General features: G+C 69.6%; 12 protein-coding genes and 2 pseudogenes. 3 read left to right on the top strand and 11 right to left on the bottom strand.

Annotated features, from left to right (window positions below; all coding sequences use genetic code 11):
- Nucleotides 1-67: 67 nt before the first annotated feature.
- The 6 genes and pseudogenes from SSPS47_RS24660 to SSPS47_RS24635 all read right to left on the bottom strand — a co-directional run.
- Nucleotides 68-1,180 carry an ABC transporter ATP-binding protein gene (locus SSPS47_RS24660; protein ID WP_164252919.1) on the bottom strand — a complete coding sequence of 371 codons (1,113 nt, stop codon included), beginning with the start codon at nucleotides 1,178-1,180 and terminating at the stop codon, nucleotides 68-70.
- Nucleotides 1,177-2,310, bottom strand: coding sequence for an ABC transporter permease (locus SSPS47_RS24655; protein ID WP_239065042.1), 1,134 nt, complete (start codon nucleotides 2,308-2,310; stop codon nucleotides 1,177-1,179). Before SSPS47_RS24655 ends, SSPS47_RS24660 begins: the two co-directional genes overlap by 4 nt.
- A 3-nt stretch (nucleotides 2,311-2,313) precedes the next feature.
- The gene (locus tag SSPS47_RS24650) at nucleotides 2,314-3,294 is read right to left on the bottom strand and encodes an ABC transporter permease (RefSeq protein ID WP_164252918.1); all 981 of its coding nucleotides are present in this window, start codon (nucleotides 3,292-3,294) and stop codon (nucleotides 2,314-2,316) included.
- A complete protein-coding gene (locus tag SSPS47_RS24645; RefSeq protein WP_164252917.1) occupies nucleotides 3,291-4,439 on the bottom strand; it encodes an ABC transporter ATP-binding protein in 1,149 nt (382 codons plus the stop codon). Before SSPS47_RS24645 ends, SSPS47_RS24650 begins: the two co-directional genes overlap by 4 nt.
- Nucleotides 4,440-4,451: 12 nt before the next feature.
- Nucleotides 4,452-6,122: an ABC transporter substrate-binding protein gene (locus SSPS47_RS24640; protein ID WP_164252916.1), complete on the bottom strand. Its 1,671-nt coding sequence runs from the start codon at nucleotides 6,120-6,122 to the stop codon at nucleotides 4,452-4,454.
- Between the two features lie 319 nt (nucleotides 6,123-6,441).
- A pseudogene (locus SSPS47_RS24635) lies at nucleotides 6,442-7,416 on the bottom strand (LacI family DNA-binding transcriptional regulator); the annotation flags it as partial.
- A gap of 344 nt (nucleotides 7,417-7,760) precedes the next feature.
- Between SSPS47_RS24635 and SSPS47_RS24630 the strand changes: the two are divergent.
- Nucleotides 7,761-9,608, top strand: a pseudogene (locus tag SSPS47_RS24630) (RICIN domain-containing protein).
- A 128-nt stretch (nucleotides 9,609-9,736) separates the two neighbouring features.
- Here SSPS47_RS24630 and cimA read toward each other — a convergent pair.
- The 5 genes from cimA to SSPS47_RS36035 form a co-directional block, all read right to left on the bottom strand.
- Nucleotides 9,737-11,344 (bottom strand): citramalate synthase, encoded by a 1,608-nt coding sequence (gene cimA / locus SSPS47_RS24625; protein ID WP_164252914.1) that lies wholly within the window; start codon nucleotides 11,342-11,344, stop codon nucleotides 9,737-9,739.
- A gap of 351 nt (nucleotides 11,345-11,695) precedes the next feature.
- Nucleotides 11,696-12,295, bottom strand: coding sequence for a TetR/AcrR family transcriptional regulator (locus SSPS47_RS24620; protein WP_164252913.1), 600 nt, complete (start codon nucleotides 12,293-12,295; stop codon nucleotides 11,696-11,698).
- Nucleotides 12,296-12,455: 160 nt separating this feature from the next.
- Entirely contained in the window at nucleotides 12,456-13,559 is a 1,104-nt protein-coding gene (locus tag SSPS47_RS24615; protein ID WP_164252912.1) for a branched-chain amino acid aminotransferase, read from the bottom strand.
- A 226-nt stretch (nucleotides 13,560-13,785) separates the two neighbouring features.
- The gene (locus SSPS47_RS24610; RefSeq protein ID WP_164252911.1) at nucleotides 13,786-14,826 is read right to left on the bottom strand and encodes a 3-isopropylmalate dehydrogenase; all 1,041 of its coding nucleotides are present in this window, start codon (nucleotides 14,824-14,826) and stop codon (nucleotides 13,786-13,788) included.
- Between the two features lie 179 nt (nucleotides 14,827-15,005).
- The gene (locus SSPS47_RS36035) at nucleotides 15,006-15,137 is read right to left on the bottom strand and encodes a hypothetical protein (protein ID WP_107433819.1); all 132 of its coding nucleotides are present in this window, start codon (nucleotides 15,135-15,137) and stop codon (nucleotides 15,006-15,008) included.
- 293 nt (nucleotides 15,138-15,430) lie between these two features.
- On the opposite strand from SSPS47_RS36035, the gene SSPS47_RS24605 reads away from it, so the two are divergent.
- The gene (locus tag SSPS47_RS24605; RefSeq protein WP_147873688.1) at nucleotides 15,431-15,769 is read left to right on the top strand and encodes a PadR family transcriptional regulator; all 339 of its coding nucleotides are present in this window, start codon (nucleotides 15,431-15,433) and stop codon (nucleotides 15,767-15,769) included.
- A complete protein-coding gene (locus SSPS47_RS24600) occupies nucleotides 15,766-16,536 on the top strand; it encodes a hypothetical protein (RefSeq protein WP_164252910.1) in 771 nt (256 codons plus the stop codon). Before SSPS47_RS24605 ends, SSPS47_RS24600 begins: the two co-directional genes overlap by 4 nt.
- The last annotated feature ends 33 nt before the right edge of the window (nucleotides 16,537-16,569 follow it).

Below are 16,569 nucleotides of genomic sequence, written 5' to 3'. Positions count from 1 at the left end.
GCGCACGGCGCGGCGGGGGCGGGGCGCGTGGAGCACGAGACGTGGCCGGGGGTGGTCGAGCGGCAAATCAGCCGGAGCGGGCCGCCGACGCGTCGTCGGCCGGCTCCGGGGCTCCGGCGGCGGGCTCGGACGCCGTCGCGGCCGGGGGCTCCGCGGCAGAGGCGGCGGGCGGGGACCGGTGGAGCCAGCAGGCCACGGTGCGTTCGGGGGCGCCGCCCTGGGCGGCGTCCGGCGCGGACAGCGCGGGTACGTGCTCCGAGCACGGGTCGAACGCCTTGCCGCAGCGCGGATGGAAGGCGCAGCCCTTCGGCATCGCCGTCAGGTGCGGCGGCGAGCCGGGGATGCCGGTCAGCTCCCTGCGGGGGCCGTGCAGCGCGGGGAAGGAGTGGAGCAGCCCGTCGCTGTAGGGGTGACGCGGGTCGCGGTAGATCTCGGCGGCGCCCGCCTCCTCGACGATCCGGCCGCCGTACATGATCGCGATCCGGTCCGAGAACTCGATCAGCAGTGAGATGTCGTGGGTGATGAAGACGACCGAGAAGCCCAGCTCCTCGCGGAGGGCGACGAGCTTGCGCAGGATCTGACGCTGCATCACCACGTCGAGGGCGGTGGTCGGTTCGTCCATGATGACGATCTCGGGCTCCAGGGCGAGCGCCATCGCGATCATCACGCGCTGGCGCATGCCGCCCGAGAGCTGGTGCGGGAACGCGCCGAGCCGGTCGCGGGAGATTCCGACCAGGGTCAGCAGCTCCTCGGCGCGCGCCGTGCGCTCGGCCGACCGCATGGCCGGACGGTGCGCCCTGAGCACGTCGGTGAGCTGACTGTGCACCGTGTGCACGGGGTTGAGGGAGTTCATCGCGCCCTGGAAGACGATCGACAGCTCCTGCCAGCGGAAGGCGCGCAACTGCTGCGGCGTGAGCGTCAGCAGGTCCACCGGGGCCGCGTCGTCCCCCGGCGGGTGGTAGTGGACGTCGCCGCCGGTGATCACCCCGGGCGGGGAGAGCAGCCGGGTCACGGCGTAGGCGAGCGTGGACTTGCCGGAGCCCGACTCGCCGGCGAGGCCGAGGACCTCGCCGCGGTGCAGGGTCAGGTCGATGTCGCGCAGCGCGTGGACCGCGCCGGGGCCGGTGCCGTAATCGACATTGAGGCCGCTGATGGTGAGGACGGGGCGACCGGTCGTCATGAGCGGGGCTCCTTGTCGGGCGTGCGGTCGGGCGTCCGTGCGGGGGTGCGTTCGGGCGGGGCGGCCCCGGCGGGGCCGCTGCCGTTCGCGCCGCTCCTGGCGACGCCGGCGCCCCGTGACCCGTTCACCGCCCCGGACCCGTCGGTCCCCCCGGCTCCGTCGGCCCCGTTCGTACGGTCGGTGCGCGCGACCGGCGTGAAGCCGACCCGCATCCGGATCTTCCGCGAGGCGCCGGTCTCGGTGCGCAGTCGCGGGTTCACGAACTCGTCGATACCGAAGTTGATCAGCGCGAGCGCGGTGCCGAGGAGTGCGATGCAGAGCCCGGCGGGGACGAACCACCACCACGCGCCCTGCGCGAGCGCCTGGTTGGACTGCGCCCAGAACAGGACGGTGCCCCAGTTCCAGTTGGAGATGTCGGCGACGCCGATGAAGGCGAGGGTGATCTCCAGCAGGACGGCGAAGATGACGGTGCCGACGAAGCCGGACGCGATCACGGCGGTGAGGTTCGGCATGATCTCGAAGCCGATGATCCGCCACGTGGGTTCGCCGGTCGCCCGCGCCGCCTCGACGTAGTCGCGCTTGCGCAGCGAGAGCGTCTGGGCGCGCAGCACCCGCGCCCCCCAGGCCCACGACGTGAAGGCGATCACGGCGGCGATCAGCAGGTCGCCCGCGTCGGAGACGAAGCTGGCGATGATGATGATCAGCGGCAGCGCCGGGATGACGAGGAAGATGTTGGACAGGGCCGAGAGGATCTCGTCCATGACGCCGCCGAGGAACCCGGAGGTGACGCCGATCAGCACGGACAGGACCGTCGCGAAGAATCCGGCGATGAAGCCCACCAGGAGCACACCCCGGGTGCCGACGAGGATCTGCGACAGCACGTCCTGACCGGTCTGCGTGGTGCCGAACCAGTGGTCGCCCGACGGGGGCTGGAGCAGCTGGTCGCTCATCATGTCGGGGTCGTACGGGGCGATCCACGGGCCGATGACCGCGAGCAGGGTGAAGAACCCCAGGATCGAGATCCCGGTGAGGGTCTTGCCTCCGCGCAGGAAGCGCAGCCTGGCTCGCTTCGAGGGCGTCGGCGCCGGAGCCGCGTCGAGTACGGCGACCTCTGTTGCGGGAATGGACATGGCTCAGGCCTCCTTCCGGGTGCGCGGGTCGAGGAACAGATAGACCAGGTCCGCGAGCAGGTTCGCCGCGAGCACGGAGAGCGTGATGATCAGGAAGACGCCCTGCATCAGCGGATAGTCCTTGGCGCCGACGGCCTGGAAGAGCTGATAGCCGATGCCCGGATAGGAGAAGACCATCTCCACCAGCAGCGTGCCGCCGACGATGAAGCCCAGGGAGAGGGCGAAGCCGGAGATGTTGGGGAGGATCGCGTTGCGCGCGGCGTACGAGAACATCACGCGGCGCTCGGAGAGTCCCTTGGCCTGCGCGACCATCACGTAGTCCTCGGACGAGACGGTCACCATCATGTTGCGCATGCCGAGGATCCAGCCGGCGATGGCGCTGAGGACGATCGTGACGCCGGGCAGGAAGCCGTGGTAGAGCGCGCTGGAGATGAACGGCACGTCGAACGCGGGCACCAGCGAGCTGTCGTAGCCGCCGGCGGCCGGGAAGATCGGCCACTTCACGGCGAACAGGGCGATGGCGATGAGCCCGAGCCAGAAGTAGGGGATCGAGGAGATGAACGTCGTGACGGGCAGCAGGCTGTCCGTCCAGGAACCGCGCCGCCAGCCGCTGTAGACCCCGATGCCGGTGCCGAGCAGAAAGCTGATCAGGGTGGTGAGACCGACCAGTACCAGCGTCCAGGGCAGCGACTGCGAGATGACCTCGCTGACGGGCGTCGGGAAGAAGGTGAAGGAGAGCCCGAGGTCGCCCTGGAAGAGCTGGCCCCAGTAGTCGGTGTACTGCTGCCAGAGCGAGCGTTGTGTGTCGAGGCCGAAGAGGGCCTTGAGCGAGGCGATCGCGCTGGTGTCGAGCTGGCCCTGGAACCGGGCGATCAGGGCCTGGACCGGATCACCGGGCATCAGCCGCGGGATCAGGAAGTTGATGGTGATCGCCGCCCACGCCGTGATGACGTAGAAGAGGATCCGCTGGAGGACGAACTTCACTTCGCCGCCACCTCCGTCGTGCTCGGGGCGGGCCCGCAGTCCGTGGTGCCGGCGGGGCCGTCGGCGCCGTCGCCCTGCGCGGGGGCGCCGGGGACGTCCGTGGTGACGGGGCGGTCCTCGTACAGCCAGCACGCCGCCCACTGGCCGCCGTCGAGCTCGAAGCGCGGCGGCAGTTCGGTGCGGCAGCGCTCCATGGCCTTGGGACAGCGGGGGTGGAAGCGGCAGCCCCCCGGCGGGGAGATGAGTGAAGGGGGCTCGCCGCTTCCGGTCTCTTCCTGGACCTCCTCGTCCGCGACCCGGTCGGGGTCGGGGGCCGAGGCGATCAGCAACTGGGTATAAGGGTGCGCGGGTTGCTGGGTGACGGTCTCGCTGTCGCCGCCCTCCACGATCCGGCCGGCGTACATCACCAGGGTCGTGTCCGCGAAGTACCTGGCGGACGCGATGTCGTGCGTGATGTAGAGGATCGCCAGGTGCAGGCGCTCCTTGAGGTCACGCAGCAGGTTGAGTACGCCGAGCCGGATCGATACGTCGAGCATCGAGACGGGCTCGTCCGCGAGGAGCACCTTGGGGTCGGCCCCCAGCGCCCGCGCGATGGCGACGCGCTGGCGCTGGCCGCCGGACAGCTCGTGCGGGAATTTGTCCAAGTATTGAACAGGTGGCAGCAGTTGGACGCGTTCCAGCAGTTCGCACGCCTCCGCCTCGGTGGCCTGCTTGCCGTGGATCTTCAGCGAGCGGGTGAGGTGGTAGCGCACCGTGTGCACGGGATTGAGCGAGGCGAACGGGTCCTGGAAGATCAGCTGGACCTGTTTCACGTACGCCCGGAAGGACCGGCCGCGACCAGCCTTGACCGGGACGCCACCGAGCCGTATCTCACCCTCGGTGAGCTGATACAGCTGTGACAGCAGCCGGGCCACCGTCGACTTGCCCGACCCCGACTCCCCGACCAGCGCCGTGACGCTGCCGCGCCGCAGGCGCAACGAGACGTCGTCGACGGCGTGGACGGTACGGCGCCGGCGGCCGACGAGGTCGCCGACGGTCCGTCTGACGGGGAAGTGCTTGGTGACGCCGCGCGCTTCGAGCACGATGTCGGTGTCGTCGGCCCGAGTGGGTCCGTTCTCGGCGGGGTCTCGGTCGTGGTTGGTCATCGGCCGGCCTCGTTACTTCGCGGGCTTGAGGTGCAGGACGACGTCCAGCGCGTTGGGCTGGGTCGGCTGCGGCGGGGCGTACGGGTCGGCCTCGGTCGGCCAGCCCACCCAGTTCTTCGTGGAGTACTCCGCCCCGATGGGCGCCGCGGCGGTCGGGATCATCGGGACCTCGTCCACCATGATCTTCTGGATGGTGTTGAGGGCCGTGGTACGCGCGGAGTCCTCCGTCGCGTTGGCGTACTCCTTCAGCGCCTTGGTCGCCTCGGGGCTGTCGAACCGGCCGAAGTTGCCGAGCGGCGCGTTCTTGCCGATGGGCTGGAGCAGCGCGCCGTCCATGATGTTCTGGTACATGTCGTACGGCGTGGCACCGGAGTTGGTCCAGTGCAGCGTGGCGTCGAAGTTGCCGTTGCCGACGTCGGCGGTCCACGCCTCGGCGGTCTGCGTCTTGACCTTCGCCTCGATGCCCAGGGGCTTGATGTTGTCCTTGATGATGGACAGGCCCGTGATGTAGTCGTTCCAGCCGGCGGGGTCGGTGAAGGTGAGCTTCACGGCCTTGCCGTCCGGGTCCTTCAGGACGCTGCCGTCGAGCTGGTAACCGGCCTCCTCCAGCACCTTCTTGGCACCGGCGACGTCGGGCTTGATCGTCACGCCCTTGTACTCGGGGGCGAGGAAGGACTCACCGGCGGGCAGCGGGATGCCGGTCGGGTTGGTGATCTCCGGGTAGAGCGTGGCCTGCGCCTGGATGTGGATCGCCTTGCGGTCGATCACCATGGCCATGGCCTTGCGGAGCGCCGGGTCACCGAGCGGGCCCTTGGTGGTGTTGAACCACAGGCCGTGGATGCCGAGTCCGGAGGGGAACCAGAGCTTGTTGTTCTCGGGGTCCTTGGCGACGTACAGCTGCTTGTAGTTCGGCATGAACACGAACGACCACTCGGCCTTGCCGTTGGCGAGTGCGGTGGTCTGCGCGCTGTTGTCGTTGTACGAGGTGAAGCGGAGCTCCTTCACCTGCGTCTTGCCCTTCCAGTAGGAGGACGTGGTGTCGAGCGTGGTGGTCTGCGGCGTGAACGTCTTGAGCTTGTACGGCCCCGAGCCGAGCGGCTCGCGGTTGGGCCAGGTCGCCGGGTCCTTGACCTTCTCCCAGATGTGCTTCGGCACGACGAACGTCGTAGTGATCTTGTTCTGGTTGACGAACTGCGAGTCCTTGAAGGTGAGGACGACCTTGCCGTCCTCGACGGCTATGCCGTCGTAGGGCACGCCGTTGCCGTTGAGCGCCGGGAACTTCTTGATCAGCCCGAAGGTGAACGCCACGTCCTCGGCGGTCAGCTTCTTGCCGTCCGACCACTTGGCCCGCTCGTCGATGGTGAAGGTGACCTTGGTGAAGTTCTCCTCCCACTTCCACTCGCTCGCCAGCCAGGGCTTGCCCTTCTCGCTGGGGCGCACCAGGTTCGTCATCACCAGGGGCTCGTAGATCATGTAGCGGTAGCCGAGCGACGCACCGGCGGAAGTGCCGAGGAACGGGTTGCTGTTGTTGGTCTGCGGGCCGTTCGGCATACCGACGGTGAGGACGCCGGAGGCGCCGCCTGATGACCGGTTGGCATCCGAGTTGGCCGAGGAACATCCGGCGGCGAGCGCGGCCACGACGGTGGTGGCGGCCAGCGCCCGGAGCTTGCGGTGTGCGGACATGGCGACTCCAGAAAGGGAATGCGGCTCTGTGAAACGTGGGCCGTGGGGCTGGGGGCCTGCCTGGGACCAGGTTCTGGTGCGGGTACCAGGTGCCGTGTGCGGGTGTGCGGGTGTGCTGGGTTGCTGAATCGCGGGTGTGCCTGGATGGGACTGTTCGGCGTTGCGGCTGTGCGGCGTTGCGCGGGTGCACGGTGGGAGCTGTGCACCGTTACGGCGTTGCGGCTGTGCGGCGTTACGCGGGGACGGAGCCGATGGGCAGGACGGTCGGCGAAGTCGCGGCTGACGCACCGGAGTTGTTGCCGGACCTCGCCCCCGCCAGCGGCGCCGACTGCCGTACGACCAGCTCGGTGGGGAGAACGACCGGTTCGTCCGGCGCGGTCGTCCCTCCCAGGTGCCCGAGCAGCATCCGCGCCGCCGTCTCCCCCATCCGCCGGGTGGGCTGGCGGACGGTGGTCAGGGGCGGTTCGGTGTGCCGGGCCATCGGAATGTCGTCGAACCCGACCACCGCGATGTCGTCCGGCACCGACCGCCCCGCCGCGCGCAGCGCTCTCAGCGCCCCCGCGGCGCTGATGTCGTTGTGCGCGAAGACGGAGTCGAAGGGGGTACCGGCGGCGAGGAGTCGCTCGACGGCGAGGCGCCCGGACAGTTCCGTGAAGTCCCCCACGGCCACCAGGTCGGTCGGGAGGATCTCGCGGAAGCCGCCGAGCCGGTCACGTACGCAGCCGAACCGCTCCGGCCCCGTGATGACCAGGGGTCTGCTGCGTCCGTCGGCCAGCAGATGGCCGGCGGCGGACGCACCTCCTTCGTGATTGGTGGTCACGACGGAGGGGAATTCGTCGGGGTGACTGCCCCGGTCGTCGATGAGCACGACCGGCAGCCCCTTGTGGCTCAGGGCGATGATCTTGTCGAGCGTGTTCTCGGGTTCGACGACGAGCAGTCCGTCGAAGGCCCGCGCGGAGACCTGGGTCGTGAAGCGCTCGACCGAGTCCGCGCCGCGGTTGAAGGTGAAGAGGAGCAGGCCGTAGCCGGCCGCCTCCACCGTGTCCACGACGCCCTGAAGGACTTCCCCCATCCACGCCCAGGTCAGCGAGGGCACCAGCATCCCGACCGTACGGCTGTTGCCGCGGGCCAGTCCGACGGCGCCCGAGCTGGGCACGTATCCAAGAGATGCGATCACGTCACGGACCCGCGCGGCCGTTTTTCCGTCGACCTCGCCCTTGGTGTTGATGACCCGGGACACGGTCGTCTTGCTGACGCCGGCCGCGCGGGCCACATCCGCAATGGTGACGCGCATCGGAGGGCCTCGAATCGTTGGGTGGAACCGGTTCCGGTACCGGTACCGGAACCGGTTCCAATTTGAGCGGTGAGTTAACCGGTCCAGACCAACGTCGTCAAGACTTCACACCGAAATTACTCGGGAGGTGACTCCTGGGGGCTCAGAGGGGGTTATGCGTTCAGGTTCTGAATGTTCAATCCCTTGACTGGAGTTCATATCGGAGTTCACGCTCGCCTCACGATCCATGGAAGCCCCCCCACCCCTCTGTCGAAGAAGGGCAGCGCCCCATGATCAGACCGAGTGGCACGAGCAGACGGAGCGGCCGGAGCGGACAGAGAAGCCCCCGGCGGCGGCTGACGAGGATGCTTCTCGCCGGTGCGCTCACGACGGCCGGGCTCACCGGCGTCTCCGCGGGTACGGCGCAGGCCGCGGGCGAGCAGGTGAACATCTGGCTGACGACCACCAGCGACGGCGGTGGCCGCACCGTGACCCGCGGCCTCCAGCCGCAGACGCCGGTCGCGTTCCAGCCGGGCAACGGCGGCAGCGGCACGAATCTCACCGTCAACGAGAACACCAAGTACCAGACCTTCACCGGCGGCGGCGCCTCGTTCACGGACACGGCCGCCTGGCTGATGAAGGGCAGCGGCGCGCTCTCCCAGGCCACGCGCGACGACACGATGCGCAAGCTGTTCTCGCCGACCGGCGGCATCGGGCTCTCGTTCATCCGCAATCCGCTGGGCGGCTCCGACCTCGCGCGGTTCGGCTACACGTTCGACGACATGCCGGCCGGCCAGACCGACCCGGACCTGTCGGAATTCTCGATCGCACATGATCTCCAGGACGTGCTGCCGCTGACGAAACAGGCGAAGCAGCTCAACCCGGCGCTGACGACGATGGCGTCGCCCTGGACCGCCCCGGCGTAGATGAAGGACAACGGCCAGCTCAACGGCGGCTGGCTGAAGGCGGAGAACTACGGCGTCTACGCCGACTACTTCGTCAAGTACCTCCAGGCGTACCGCGATCAGGGCGTTCCGATCGACTACGTCTCGGCGCAGAACGAGCCGACGTGCTGCTCGTCGTACCCGTCCATGAGCTGGAACGCCTCGGGGCTCGCGTACTTCACCAAGGCCGAGCTGCTGCCCGGTCTCCAGGCCGCCGGCCTGCCCACCAAGGTCATGGCGCACGACTGGAACTGGGACACCTACGAGGCGTACGCGGCGGAGACGGTGAACGACGCGGCGATCCGCAGCCACCCCAACTTCGGTGGCATCGCCTGGCACGGCTACGGCGGCGACGTCGCGAAGCAGACGCAGGTGCACAACCAGTACCCGCAGCTGGACGCCTTCCAGACGGAGCACTCGGGCGGCACCTGGATCGGCGATCAGCAGACCGAGGACATGTCCAACATCATCAACTACACCCGCAACTGGGCGAAGTCGGTGACCAAGTGGTCCCTGGCCGTGGACCAGAACCGCGGTCCGCACAACGGTGGCTGCGGCACCTGCGACGGGCTGATCACCGTCAACAACGGCGGGGCCCAGCACGGTCAGGTGAAGTACAACATCGAGTACTACACGATGGGGCACCTCACCAAGTTCGTGACGCCGGGCGCGCACCGTATCGAGTCCACCGCCGGCACCACCGTGCCCAATGTGGCCTGGCAGAACCCGAACGGTTCCAAGGCGCTGATCGCGTACAACGAGTCGTCGCAGGCGCGGGAGATCCGGGTCAACTGGGGCGGCCAGAACTTCGGTTACTCGCTGCCCGGCAAGACGTCGGCCACCTTCACCTGGGCCGGCGGCCAGTCCGGCGGCGGTGGCGGCACCTCCGGCACCCTGAACGGTCTCGGCGGCAAGTGCCTCGACGCGGCCGACGGGAGCAGCGCCAACGGGACGGCGGTCCAGCTCTGGGACTGCAACGGCTCACAGGCGCAGCGCTGGACGGTCGGCGGCGACGGGACGGTGCGCTCGCTCGGCAAGTGCCTGGACGTCGCGTCCGGGTCGACCGCGAACGGAGCGAAGGTGCAGCTGTACGACTGCAACGGCTCCGGGGCGCAGCAGTGGAGATACGAGTCCGGCAGCGGTGATCTGGTGAACGCTCCGGCGGACAAGTGCCTCGACATCACCGGGAATTCTTCGGCGAACGGGGCGAAGGCGCAGCTGTGGAGCTGCACCGGGGCGGCCAACCAGAAGTGGCGGCTCCAGGCCTAGCCGGGGTGGCAGCAGGGGGCAGGAGCCGGGGCTCGCGGGTCCTCTCGCGGGCTCCGCCTCTTACGGAAGGGGTGTCGGTGGCCGGGCGGTCGCCGACACCCCGTACGCGGTACGTACGACGCTCGCCCCTACTCGGCCGGTTCGACTCCCGCCCGCAGCAGCCCGTAGGTGTACGCGTCCTCCAGGGCCTGCCACGACGCGGCGATCACGTTCTCCCCGACGCCCACGGTCGACCACTCCGCGGTGCCGTCCCCCGTGGTGATCAGGACGCGCGTCGTGGACTCCGTGCCGTGCTTGCCTTCCAGGATGCGGACCTTGTAGTCCACCAGCTCCAGCTTGGCCAGCTGCGGGTAGATGCGCTCCAGGCCGACCCGCATGGCCCGGTCCAGCGCGTTGACCGGGCCGTTGCCCTCGGCGGTGGCGACGATGCGCTCGCCCTTGGCCCACATCTTCACGGTCGCCTCGTTGGCGTGCGAGCCGTCGGGGCGGTCCTCGACGATCGCGCGCCACGACTCCGTACGGAAGTAGCGCCGGGCCCTGCCCTCGGCCTCCTCGCGCAGCAGCAGTTCGAAGGAGGCGTCGGCCGCCTCGTACGTGTAGCCCTTGAGCTCGCGCTCCTTGACCCGGCCGACGACGCGGCCGACCAGATCGCGGTCCTCGCCGAGGTCGATGCCCAGTTCCTTGCCCTTGAGCTCGATCGAGGCGCGCCCCGCCATGTCGGAGACGAGCATCCGCATGGTGTTGCCGACCTGGGTGGGGTCGATGTGCTGGTAGAGGTCGGGGTCGACCTTGATCGCGGAGGCGTGCAGCCCGGCCTTGTGCGCGAAGGCGGAGACGCCGACGTACGGCTGGTGGGTCGAGGGCGTCAGATTGACGACCTCGGCGATGGCGTGCGAGATCCGGGTCATCTCGGCGAGCGCGCCCGGGGGCAGGACCTGCTTGCCGTACTTCAGCTCCAGCGCGGCGACGACGGGGAAGAGGTTCGCGTTGCCGACGCGCTCGCCGTAGCCGTTCGCGGTGCACTGCACGTGCGTGGCGCCCGCGTCGACGGCGGCGAGGGTGTTGGCCACGGCGCAGCCGGTGTCGTCCTGGGCGTGAATGCCGAGCCGGGCGCCGGTGTCGGCGAGCACGGTGGCGACCACGGCCTGGATCTGGGCGGGCAGCATGCCGCCGTTGGTGTCGCAGAGGATGACGACGTCCGCGCCGGCCTCGGCGGCGGCCCTGACGACGGCCTTGGCGTACTCGGGGTTGGCACGGTACCCGTCGAAGAAGTGCTCGCAGTCGACGAAGACCCGTCTGCCCTGTTCACACAGGTGGGAGACGGTGTCGGCGACCATGGCCAGGTTCTCTTCGAGCGTCGTACGGAGCGCGAGCTCGACGTGCCGGTCGTGGGACTTGGCGACCAGCGTGATCACCGGGGCTCCGGACTCCAGCAGGGCCCTGACCTGCGGGTCGTCGGCGGCGGCTCCACCGGGGCGGCGCGTGGCGCCGAAGGCGACGAGCTTGGCGTGCTTGAAGTCGATCTCGTCCCGGGCGCGGGCGAAGAATTCGGTGTCCCGCGGATTGGCGCCCGGCCAGCCGCCTTCGACGAACCCCACCCCGAAGTCGTCCAGGTGCCGCGCGATGGTCAGCTTGTCGGCGACCGTCAGATTGATGCCTTCGCGCTGGGCTCCGTCGCGCAGCGTGGTGTCGAAGACATGGAAACTGTCGTCGGTGACCGTTGGCTCTGTGGTCATGACTCTGTGACTCCTGTCGAGTGATGGAGGGTCTGGCTCCACTGCCACCGTCTTCGCGTGCTTCCCGTTCCGGCCGGGGTGGGGCCGTAAAACGAAAAGACCCCTCGCGGGTGCGAGAGGTCTGCGCGCGGGTCTGGGGCACGATGCCCGCTCCGTACGTGGTGGTACGTAGCGGTCACTGCGGACCGGCGCGCCTGCTGCCCATAATCATGGCGAACGAGAACACGCCAGCAGTCTGGCACGTTTGCCCTCCGCCGGAAGCCCCGTCTCACGATGCGGGCGGTGCGGGTGCGCCGTGTGGGTGGTGCGGGTGTCCTGGGACAGCGGCGGCGGAGCGGCTCCACGCCCTGCTCAGAGCAGCGAGTCCTCGATGAACTCGCGAACATGTCGCAGGACTTGGACCCTGCCGGTGCCCGGTATGCCGACCACCACATGGACGCTGAAGCCGTCGAGCAGCGCGCGGAGCCTCGCGGCGAATCTGTCGGGGTCGACCGCCCGCAGTTCGCCGTGCGAGATCCCCTCGGCGAGCAGCGCGACGAGGTCCCGGTGCCAGGACCGTTCGATCGCGGCCTGCCGGGCGCGGGCGTCGTCGGCGGCGTCCTGCGAGCGGTTCCAGACCTCCAGCCAGAGCGTCCAGTGCGGATCGCGGTGGCCGGCGGGAACGTACAGATCGACGTACGCGTCCAGCCGCTCGCGCACCGTCGCCTGCCGGGACAGCAAACCGCGGCGCTCGACGCCGCGCCGGGCCTCGCTCCACTCCAGGGTCTGGAGCAGCAGCTCGTCCTTGGTACGGAAGTAGTAGAGGAGGTGCCCGCTGCTCATCCCGACGTCACGGCCGAGCCCCGCCATGGTGAGCCCGTCGAGCCCGCCCCCGGCGATGGTGTCCATGGCGGCGGAGAGCACGGCCTCGCGGGGCGGGGCGGCGTTGCGGCGGCGCGCGGTGGGTGTCACTCGTCCGTTGTACCCGATGCGGACACACGGGGTTGCCGGTGGGTCACGCGGTGAATCCCGGCACGGCGTTGCGCACGGATACGGACCGGGCACGGATGCGGAACCTCTCTTTGCGCGGAGAGGTTCCGCATCCGTCGCCGGTGAAGTCACGGCTGCCGCGTCAGCCGACCCGGTGCATCCACCCGTGGACGTCCTCGGCCCGGCCCGTCTGGATGTCGAGCAGCGCCTCGCGCAGCCTCGACGTGACCGCGCCCGACTTCCCGCCCGAGTGTGTCCACTCGCCTCCCGCCGACCTGACGAGCCCGACCGGGGTGATGACGGCGGCCGTGCCGCACGCGAAGACCTCGGTGAGGGTGCCGTTCTCCGTGTCGCGCCGCCACTCGTCGATGGAGATCCGGCGCTCCTGCGACGTGTAGCCGAGGTCGCCGGCCAGTCTCAGCAGCGAGTCGCGGGTGATTCCGGCGAGCAGCGAGCCGGTCAGCTCGGGAGTGACGATCTTGTCCCCGTACACGAAGTACAGGTTCATCCCGCCCAGTTCCTCGACCCACTTGTGCTCCACGGCGTCCAGGTAGGCGACCTGGTCGCAGCCCTCCGCCGCCGCCTCGGCCTGCGCGAGCAGGGACGCCGCGTAGTTGCCGCCGGTCTTCGCGTCGCCCATGCCGCCCGGCACGGCGCGCACCCGGTTCTCGGAGAGCCAGATGGAGACGGGCTTCACGCCGCCGGGGAAGTACGCGCCGGCCGGGGAGGCGATGACGAGGAACAGGTACTCGTTGGCGGGCCGCACCCCGAGGCCGACCTCGGCCGCGATCATGAACGGCCGCAGGTACAGCGACGCCTCACCGCCGTGCGGCGGGACCCACGCCTGGTCCTGCTGGACCAGCGCGTCGCACGCCTCGATGAACGTCTCGACCGGCAGCTCCGGCATCGCCAGCCGGCGCGCGGAGGTCTGGAAGCGCCGGGCGTTGGCCTCGGGCCGGAAGGTGGCCACGGTGCCGTCGGGGCGGCGGTACGCCTTCAGCCCCTCGAAGATCTCCTGCGCGTAGTGCAGCGTCATGTTGGCCGGGTCGAGGGAGAGCGGGCCGTACGGGACGAGCTGCGCGTCGTGCCAGCCCCGGCCCTCCGTCCACCTGATCGTCACCATGTTGTCGGTGAAGTGGCGGCCGAAGCCGGGGGCGGCCAGGATCGCCTCGCGCTTCGCGTCGGACAGCGGATTCGACGACGGCTTCAGCGCGAGCGTGGGCAACGGTGTCGTGGGCGTGGTCATGAGTTCTTGTCCTTCACCGGTTGTGTGTGACGGACCGCGCTCACGCCGCTACAGGTACTAGGACGTCCGAGCTTTCCCTCATGCCGCGGCCCAGAGCGATTATCGCGTCTGGCGGGGCCGGGCATGAAACGGGGTGAATGCGGCCCTACGGATGATGGTGACACCCGGTGGCCGCAAAGCACAGCCGCCGGGTGCTGTGACCCGGCGGCTGTGGGGAGTCGTCGGGTCAGCTCGCTACTCGTACGACGAGCGCGTCACCGATCTCGTCGGTCGTACGGGGCGCACCGCCGCGCTCCGCGAGGTCGGCCGCGACGGCCTCCTCGACGCGGACGGCCTCGGCGTCGAAGCCGAGGTGCCGCAGCAGCAGTGCGACCGAGAGGATCGTGGCCGTGGGATCGGCCTTCCCCTGGCCCGCGATGTCCGGCGCCGAGCCGTGGACGGGCTCGAACATGGACGGGAACGCCCGGTCGGGGTTGATGTTCGCGGAAGCGGCCAGGCCGATGCCGCCGGTCACGGCGGCGGCGAGGTCGGTGAGGATGTCGCCGAAGAGGTTGTCGGTGACGATCACGTCGAAGCGCTCGGGCTGGGTGACGAAGAAGATCGTCGCGGCGTCGACGTGCAGATAGTCGGTGGAGACCTCTGGGTACTCCTGGCCGACCCGGTCGAAGATCCTCTTCCAGAGGTGGCCCGCGTGGACGAGGACGTTGTTCTTGTGGACCAGCGTCAGCTTCTTGCGGGGACGGGAGTCGGCACGCTCGTACGCGTCGCGTACGACACGCTCCACGCCGTATGCCGTATTGAGGCTGACCTCCGTGGCCACCTCGGCGGGCGTATCGGTGCGCAGGGAACCGCCGTTGCCCGTGTACGGGCCCTCGGTGCCTTCGCGGACGACGACGAAGTCGATGTCCGGGCGGCCGGCGAGCGGGGTCGCCTGGTTCGGGAAGAGCTTCGACGGGCGCAGGTTGACGTAGTGGTCGAAGGCAAACCGCAGTTTCAGCAGCAGCCCCCGCTCCAGGATCCCGGACGGCACGGACGGGTCGCCGATGGCGCCGAGGAGGATCGCGTCGTGCGCCTTGAGCGCGGCGAGTTCCGAGTCCGGGAGGGTCTCCCCGGTACGGTGCCAGCGCCGGGCGCCGAGGTCGTACTCCTTGGTCTCCAGCTTCACATCCTGCGGGAGCACGGAGCCGAGGACCTTCAGGCCCTGGGCCACGACCTCCTGGCCGATGCCGTCACCGGGGATCACTGCGAGATTGATGCTGCGAGACATGACGGGCACCTTACTGCGCGTCCCAGTGCCTGACACGCGCGGTCCACGATTCGGACGGAGGCGTGTTGCGCGCGGACATGGGCCCGTGAACGCGGTGCACGGGACGGCGGCGGCGCACGTACGGCCCGGGAGTGCAGCACGAGGGTACGGCGCCGGCGGTGGGGTGGGGCGGCCCCGGCTCAGTGGCCGGTGGAGCCGCCGTTGTCCCTGCGGTCGAGGGCACGCTGGAGCGCCGCCGCGGCGTTCTTGCGGTCGGACTCACTGCTGCGGGGGGTGTGACGGACACGTCGGCGGATGGTCGTCTCGGCCATGGTGATCGACTCCTTGAGGCATCTGAGGCATACGGCCGGGGGAAGCCGTATGAGGCATCTGCGAGGCGCCGGTTGGGCGGGGAGCACGCGCTACAGGGGTTGCCTGTGTGGGGGCGATTGCTCGCGTCCGCCGTTCGCTGGGTCGAGCGAGTCGTTCGGCTTCTACAAAGCTAAGGGAGCGAAGCCGTTCTGTCTCCACAGTTAGTCGGACGTCCTACTATCTGAGACGGCCGCACCGATCCGTCATCGCCACCTAGATTGCATTCCTACCTAGATGGTGGTGGAGTGCAGGCATGGCAGCAGACCGCAGATCCAGCTGGCTCAAGGGCGTCCTCGACCTTCTCGTCCTGTCCTGTCTCACCGGCGGGGAGAGCTACGGGTACGAGATCTCCAAGGCCCTCGCCGGTGCCGGTCTCGGCGACATCAAGGGCGGGACGCTCTACCCGGTGCTCAACCGGCTCGAAGAGGCCGGACTGGTCGTCGGTGAGTTCCGCGCGGCCGAGCGCGGACCGGGGCGGCGCTACTACCGGCTGACGGACGAAGGCCGGCGCCGGCTCGCCGCCGAGAGCGGCAACTGGCTGGAGTTCCACACCACCGTTCGGAAAATGCTGAGCGCCGAGGGGGCGTCATGAGCGACCGGAAGCCGTCCACCAACGGGACCGGCTACTTCGAGGAACTGGCCACCGCCCTGCGCGCCGGCGGCATGGCCGAGCGCGAGGTGGGCGTCACCGTCACCGACCTGACGGCGTATCTGGCGGAGACGGACTCGACCGCCGAGGAGGAGTTCGGGCCGGTCGAGGAGTTCGCCGCGCGTCTCACCGGTGGCGACGGCGCCGACGGCGGGCCCGAGGAGCCGGAGGCCACGGCCGAGACATGGAAGTGGACCACCGACATCTACAACGACCGCAGGCTGCTCAACGTCTACGGCGCCCAGGGCTGGGAGGTCGAACGGCTGGACTCCTTCGGCCGCTTCGTGTGCCGCCGCACCGTCGGCGCGGCGCTGCGCTGGGAGTACCGGCGCGAGGTGCTGACCGGCCGGGGGCGCGGCACGGTGGAGGCGGAGCTGGCCCCGGACGGCTGGGAGCCGTGCGGACAGTGGACGTACTACCTGTATCTCAAACGGCCCGGGGCGGCGAGCACGGGACCGGCCGCGACGGTCACCACGCGGCCCGGGACGCCCCGGTGGGGCTTCTACTTCGGCAGGAAGACACGCGCACTGCTGGCCGTGACCGCGGTGAGCGCGCTGATCCTGGCGTTCCTGTACGTCTCCGGGGCCTCGGAGTTCAACCTGGCGCTGTTCATCCCGATCGCCCTCGCCGCGGGGATCGCGGCCCAGTCCGGTGTCCGGAAGGACGTGATCGACGGCGCCGAGGACAAGGACCGGGGGAAGAGGGGCTGAACGGGGCCGCCGGGCGGCGGCCCGCGGCGTAAG

This window comes from Streptomyces sp. S4.7 (assembly GCF_010384365.1).
Taxonomy (GTDB): Bacteria; Actinomycetota; Actinomycetes; order Streptomycetales; family Streptomycetaceae; genus Streptomyces.
Note: the sequence above shows the minus strand (reverse complement) of the source record. Positions and strands in the feature narration are given on the sequence as shown.

Coding starts and splice junctions, on each gene's coding strand:
- SSPS47_RS24615 (WP_164252912.1), bottom strand. CDS start 13,559: ATGACCACGCCCACGACACCGTTGCCCACGCTCGCGCTGAAGCCGTCG.
- SSPS47_RS24660 (WP_164252919.1), bottom strand. CDS start 1,180: ATGACGACCGGTCGCCCCGTCCTCACCATCAGCGGCCTCAATGTCGAT.
- SSPS47_RS24640 (WP_164252916.1), bottom strand. CDS start 6,122: ATGTCCGCACACCGCAAGCTCCGGGCGCTGGCCGCCACCACCGTCGTG.
- SSPS47_RS24605 (WP_147873688.1), top strand. CDS start 15,431: ATGGCAGCAGACCGCAGATCCAGCTGGCTCAAGGGCGTCCTCGACCTT.
- cimA (WP_164252914.1), bottom strand. CDS start 11,344: ATGACCACAGAGCCAACGGTCACCGACGACAGTTTCCATGTCTTCGAC.
- SSPS47_RS24600 (WP_164252910.1), top strand. CDS start 15,766: ATGAGCGACCGGAAGCCGTCCACCAACGGGACCGGCTACTTCGAGGAA.
- SSPS47_RS36035 (WP_107433819.1), bottom strand. CDS start 15,137: ATGGCCGAGACGACCATCCGCCGACGTGTCCGTCACACCCCCCGCAGC.
- SSPS47_RS24655 (WP_239065042.1), bottom strand. CDS start 2,310: ATGTCCATTCCCGCAACAGAGGTCGCCGTACTCGACGCGGCTCCGGCG.
- SSPS47_RS24645 (WP_164252917.1), bottom strand. CDS start 4,439: ATGACCAACCACGACCGAGACCCCGCCGAGAACGGACCCACTCGGGCC.
- SSPS47_RS24610 (WP_164252911.1), bottom strand. CDS start 14,826: ATGTCTCGCAGCATCAATCTCGCAGTGATCCCCGGTGACGGCATCGGC.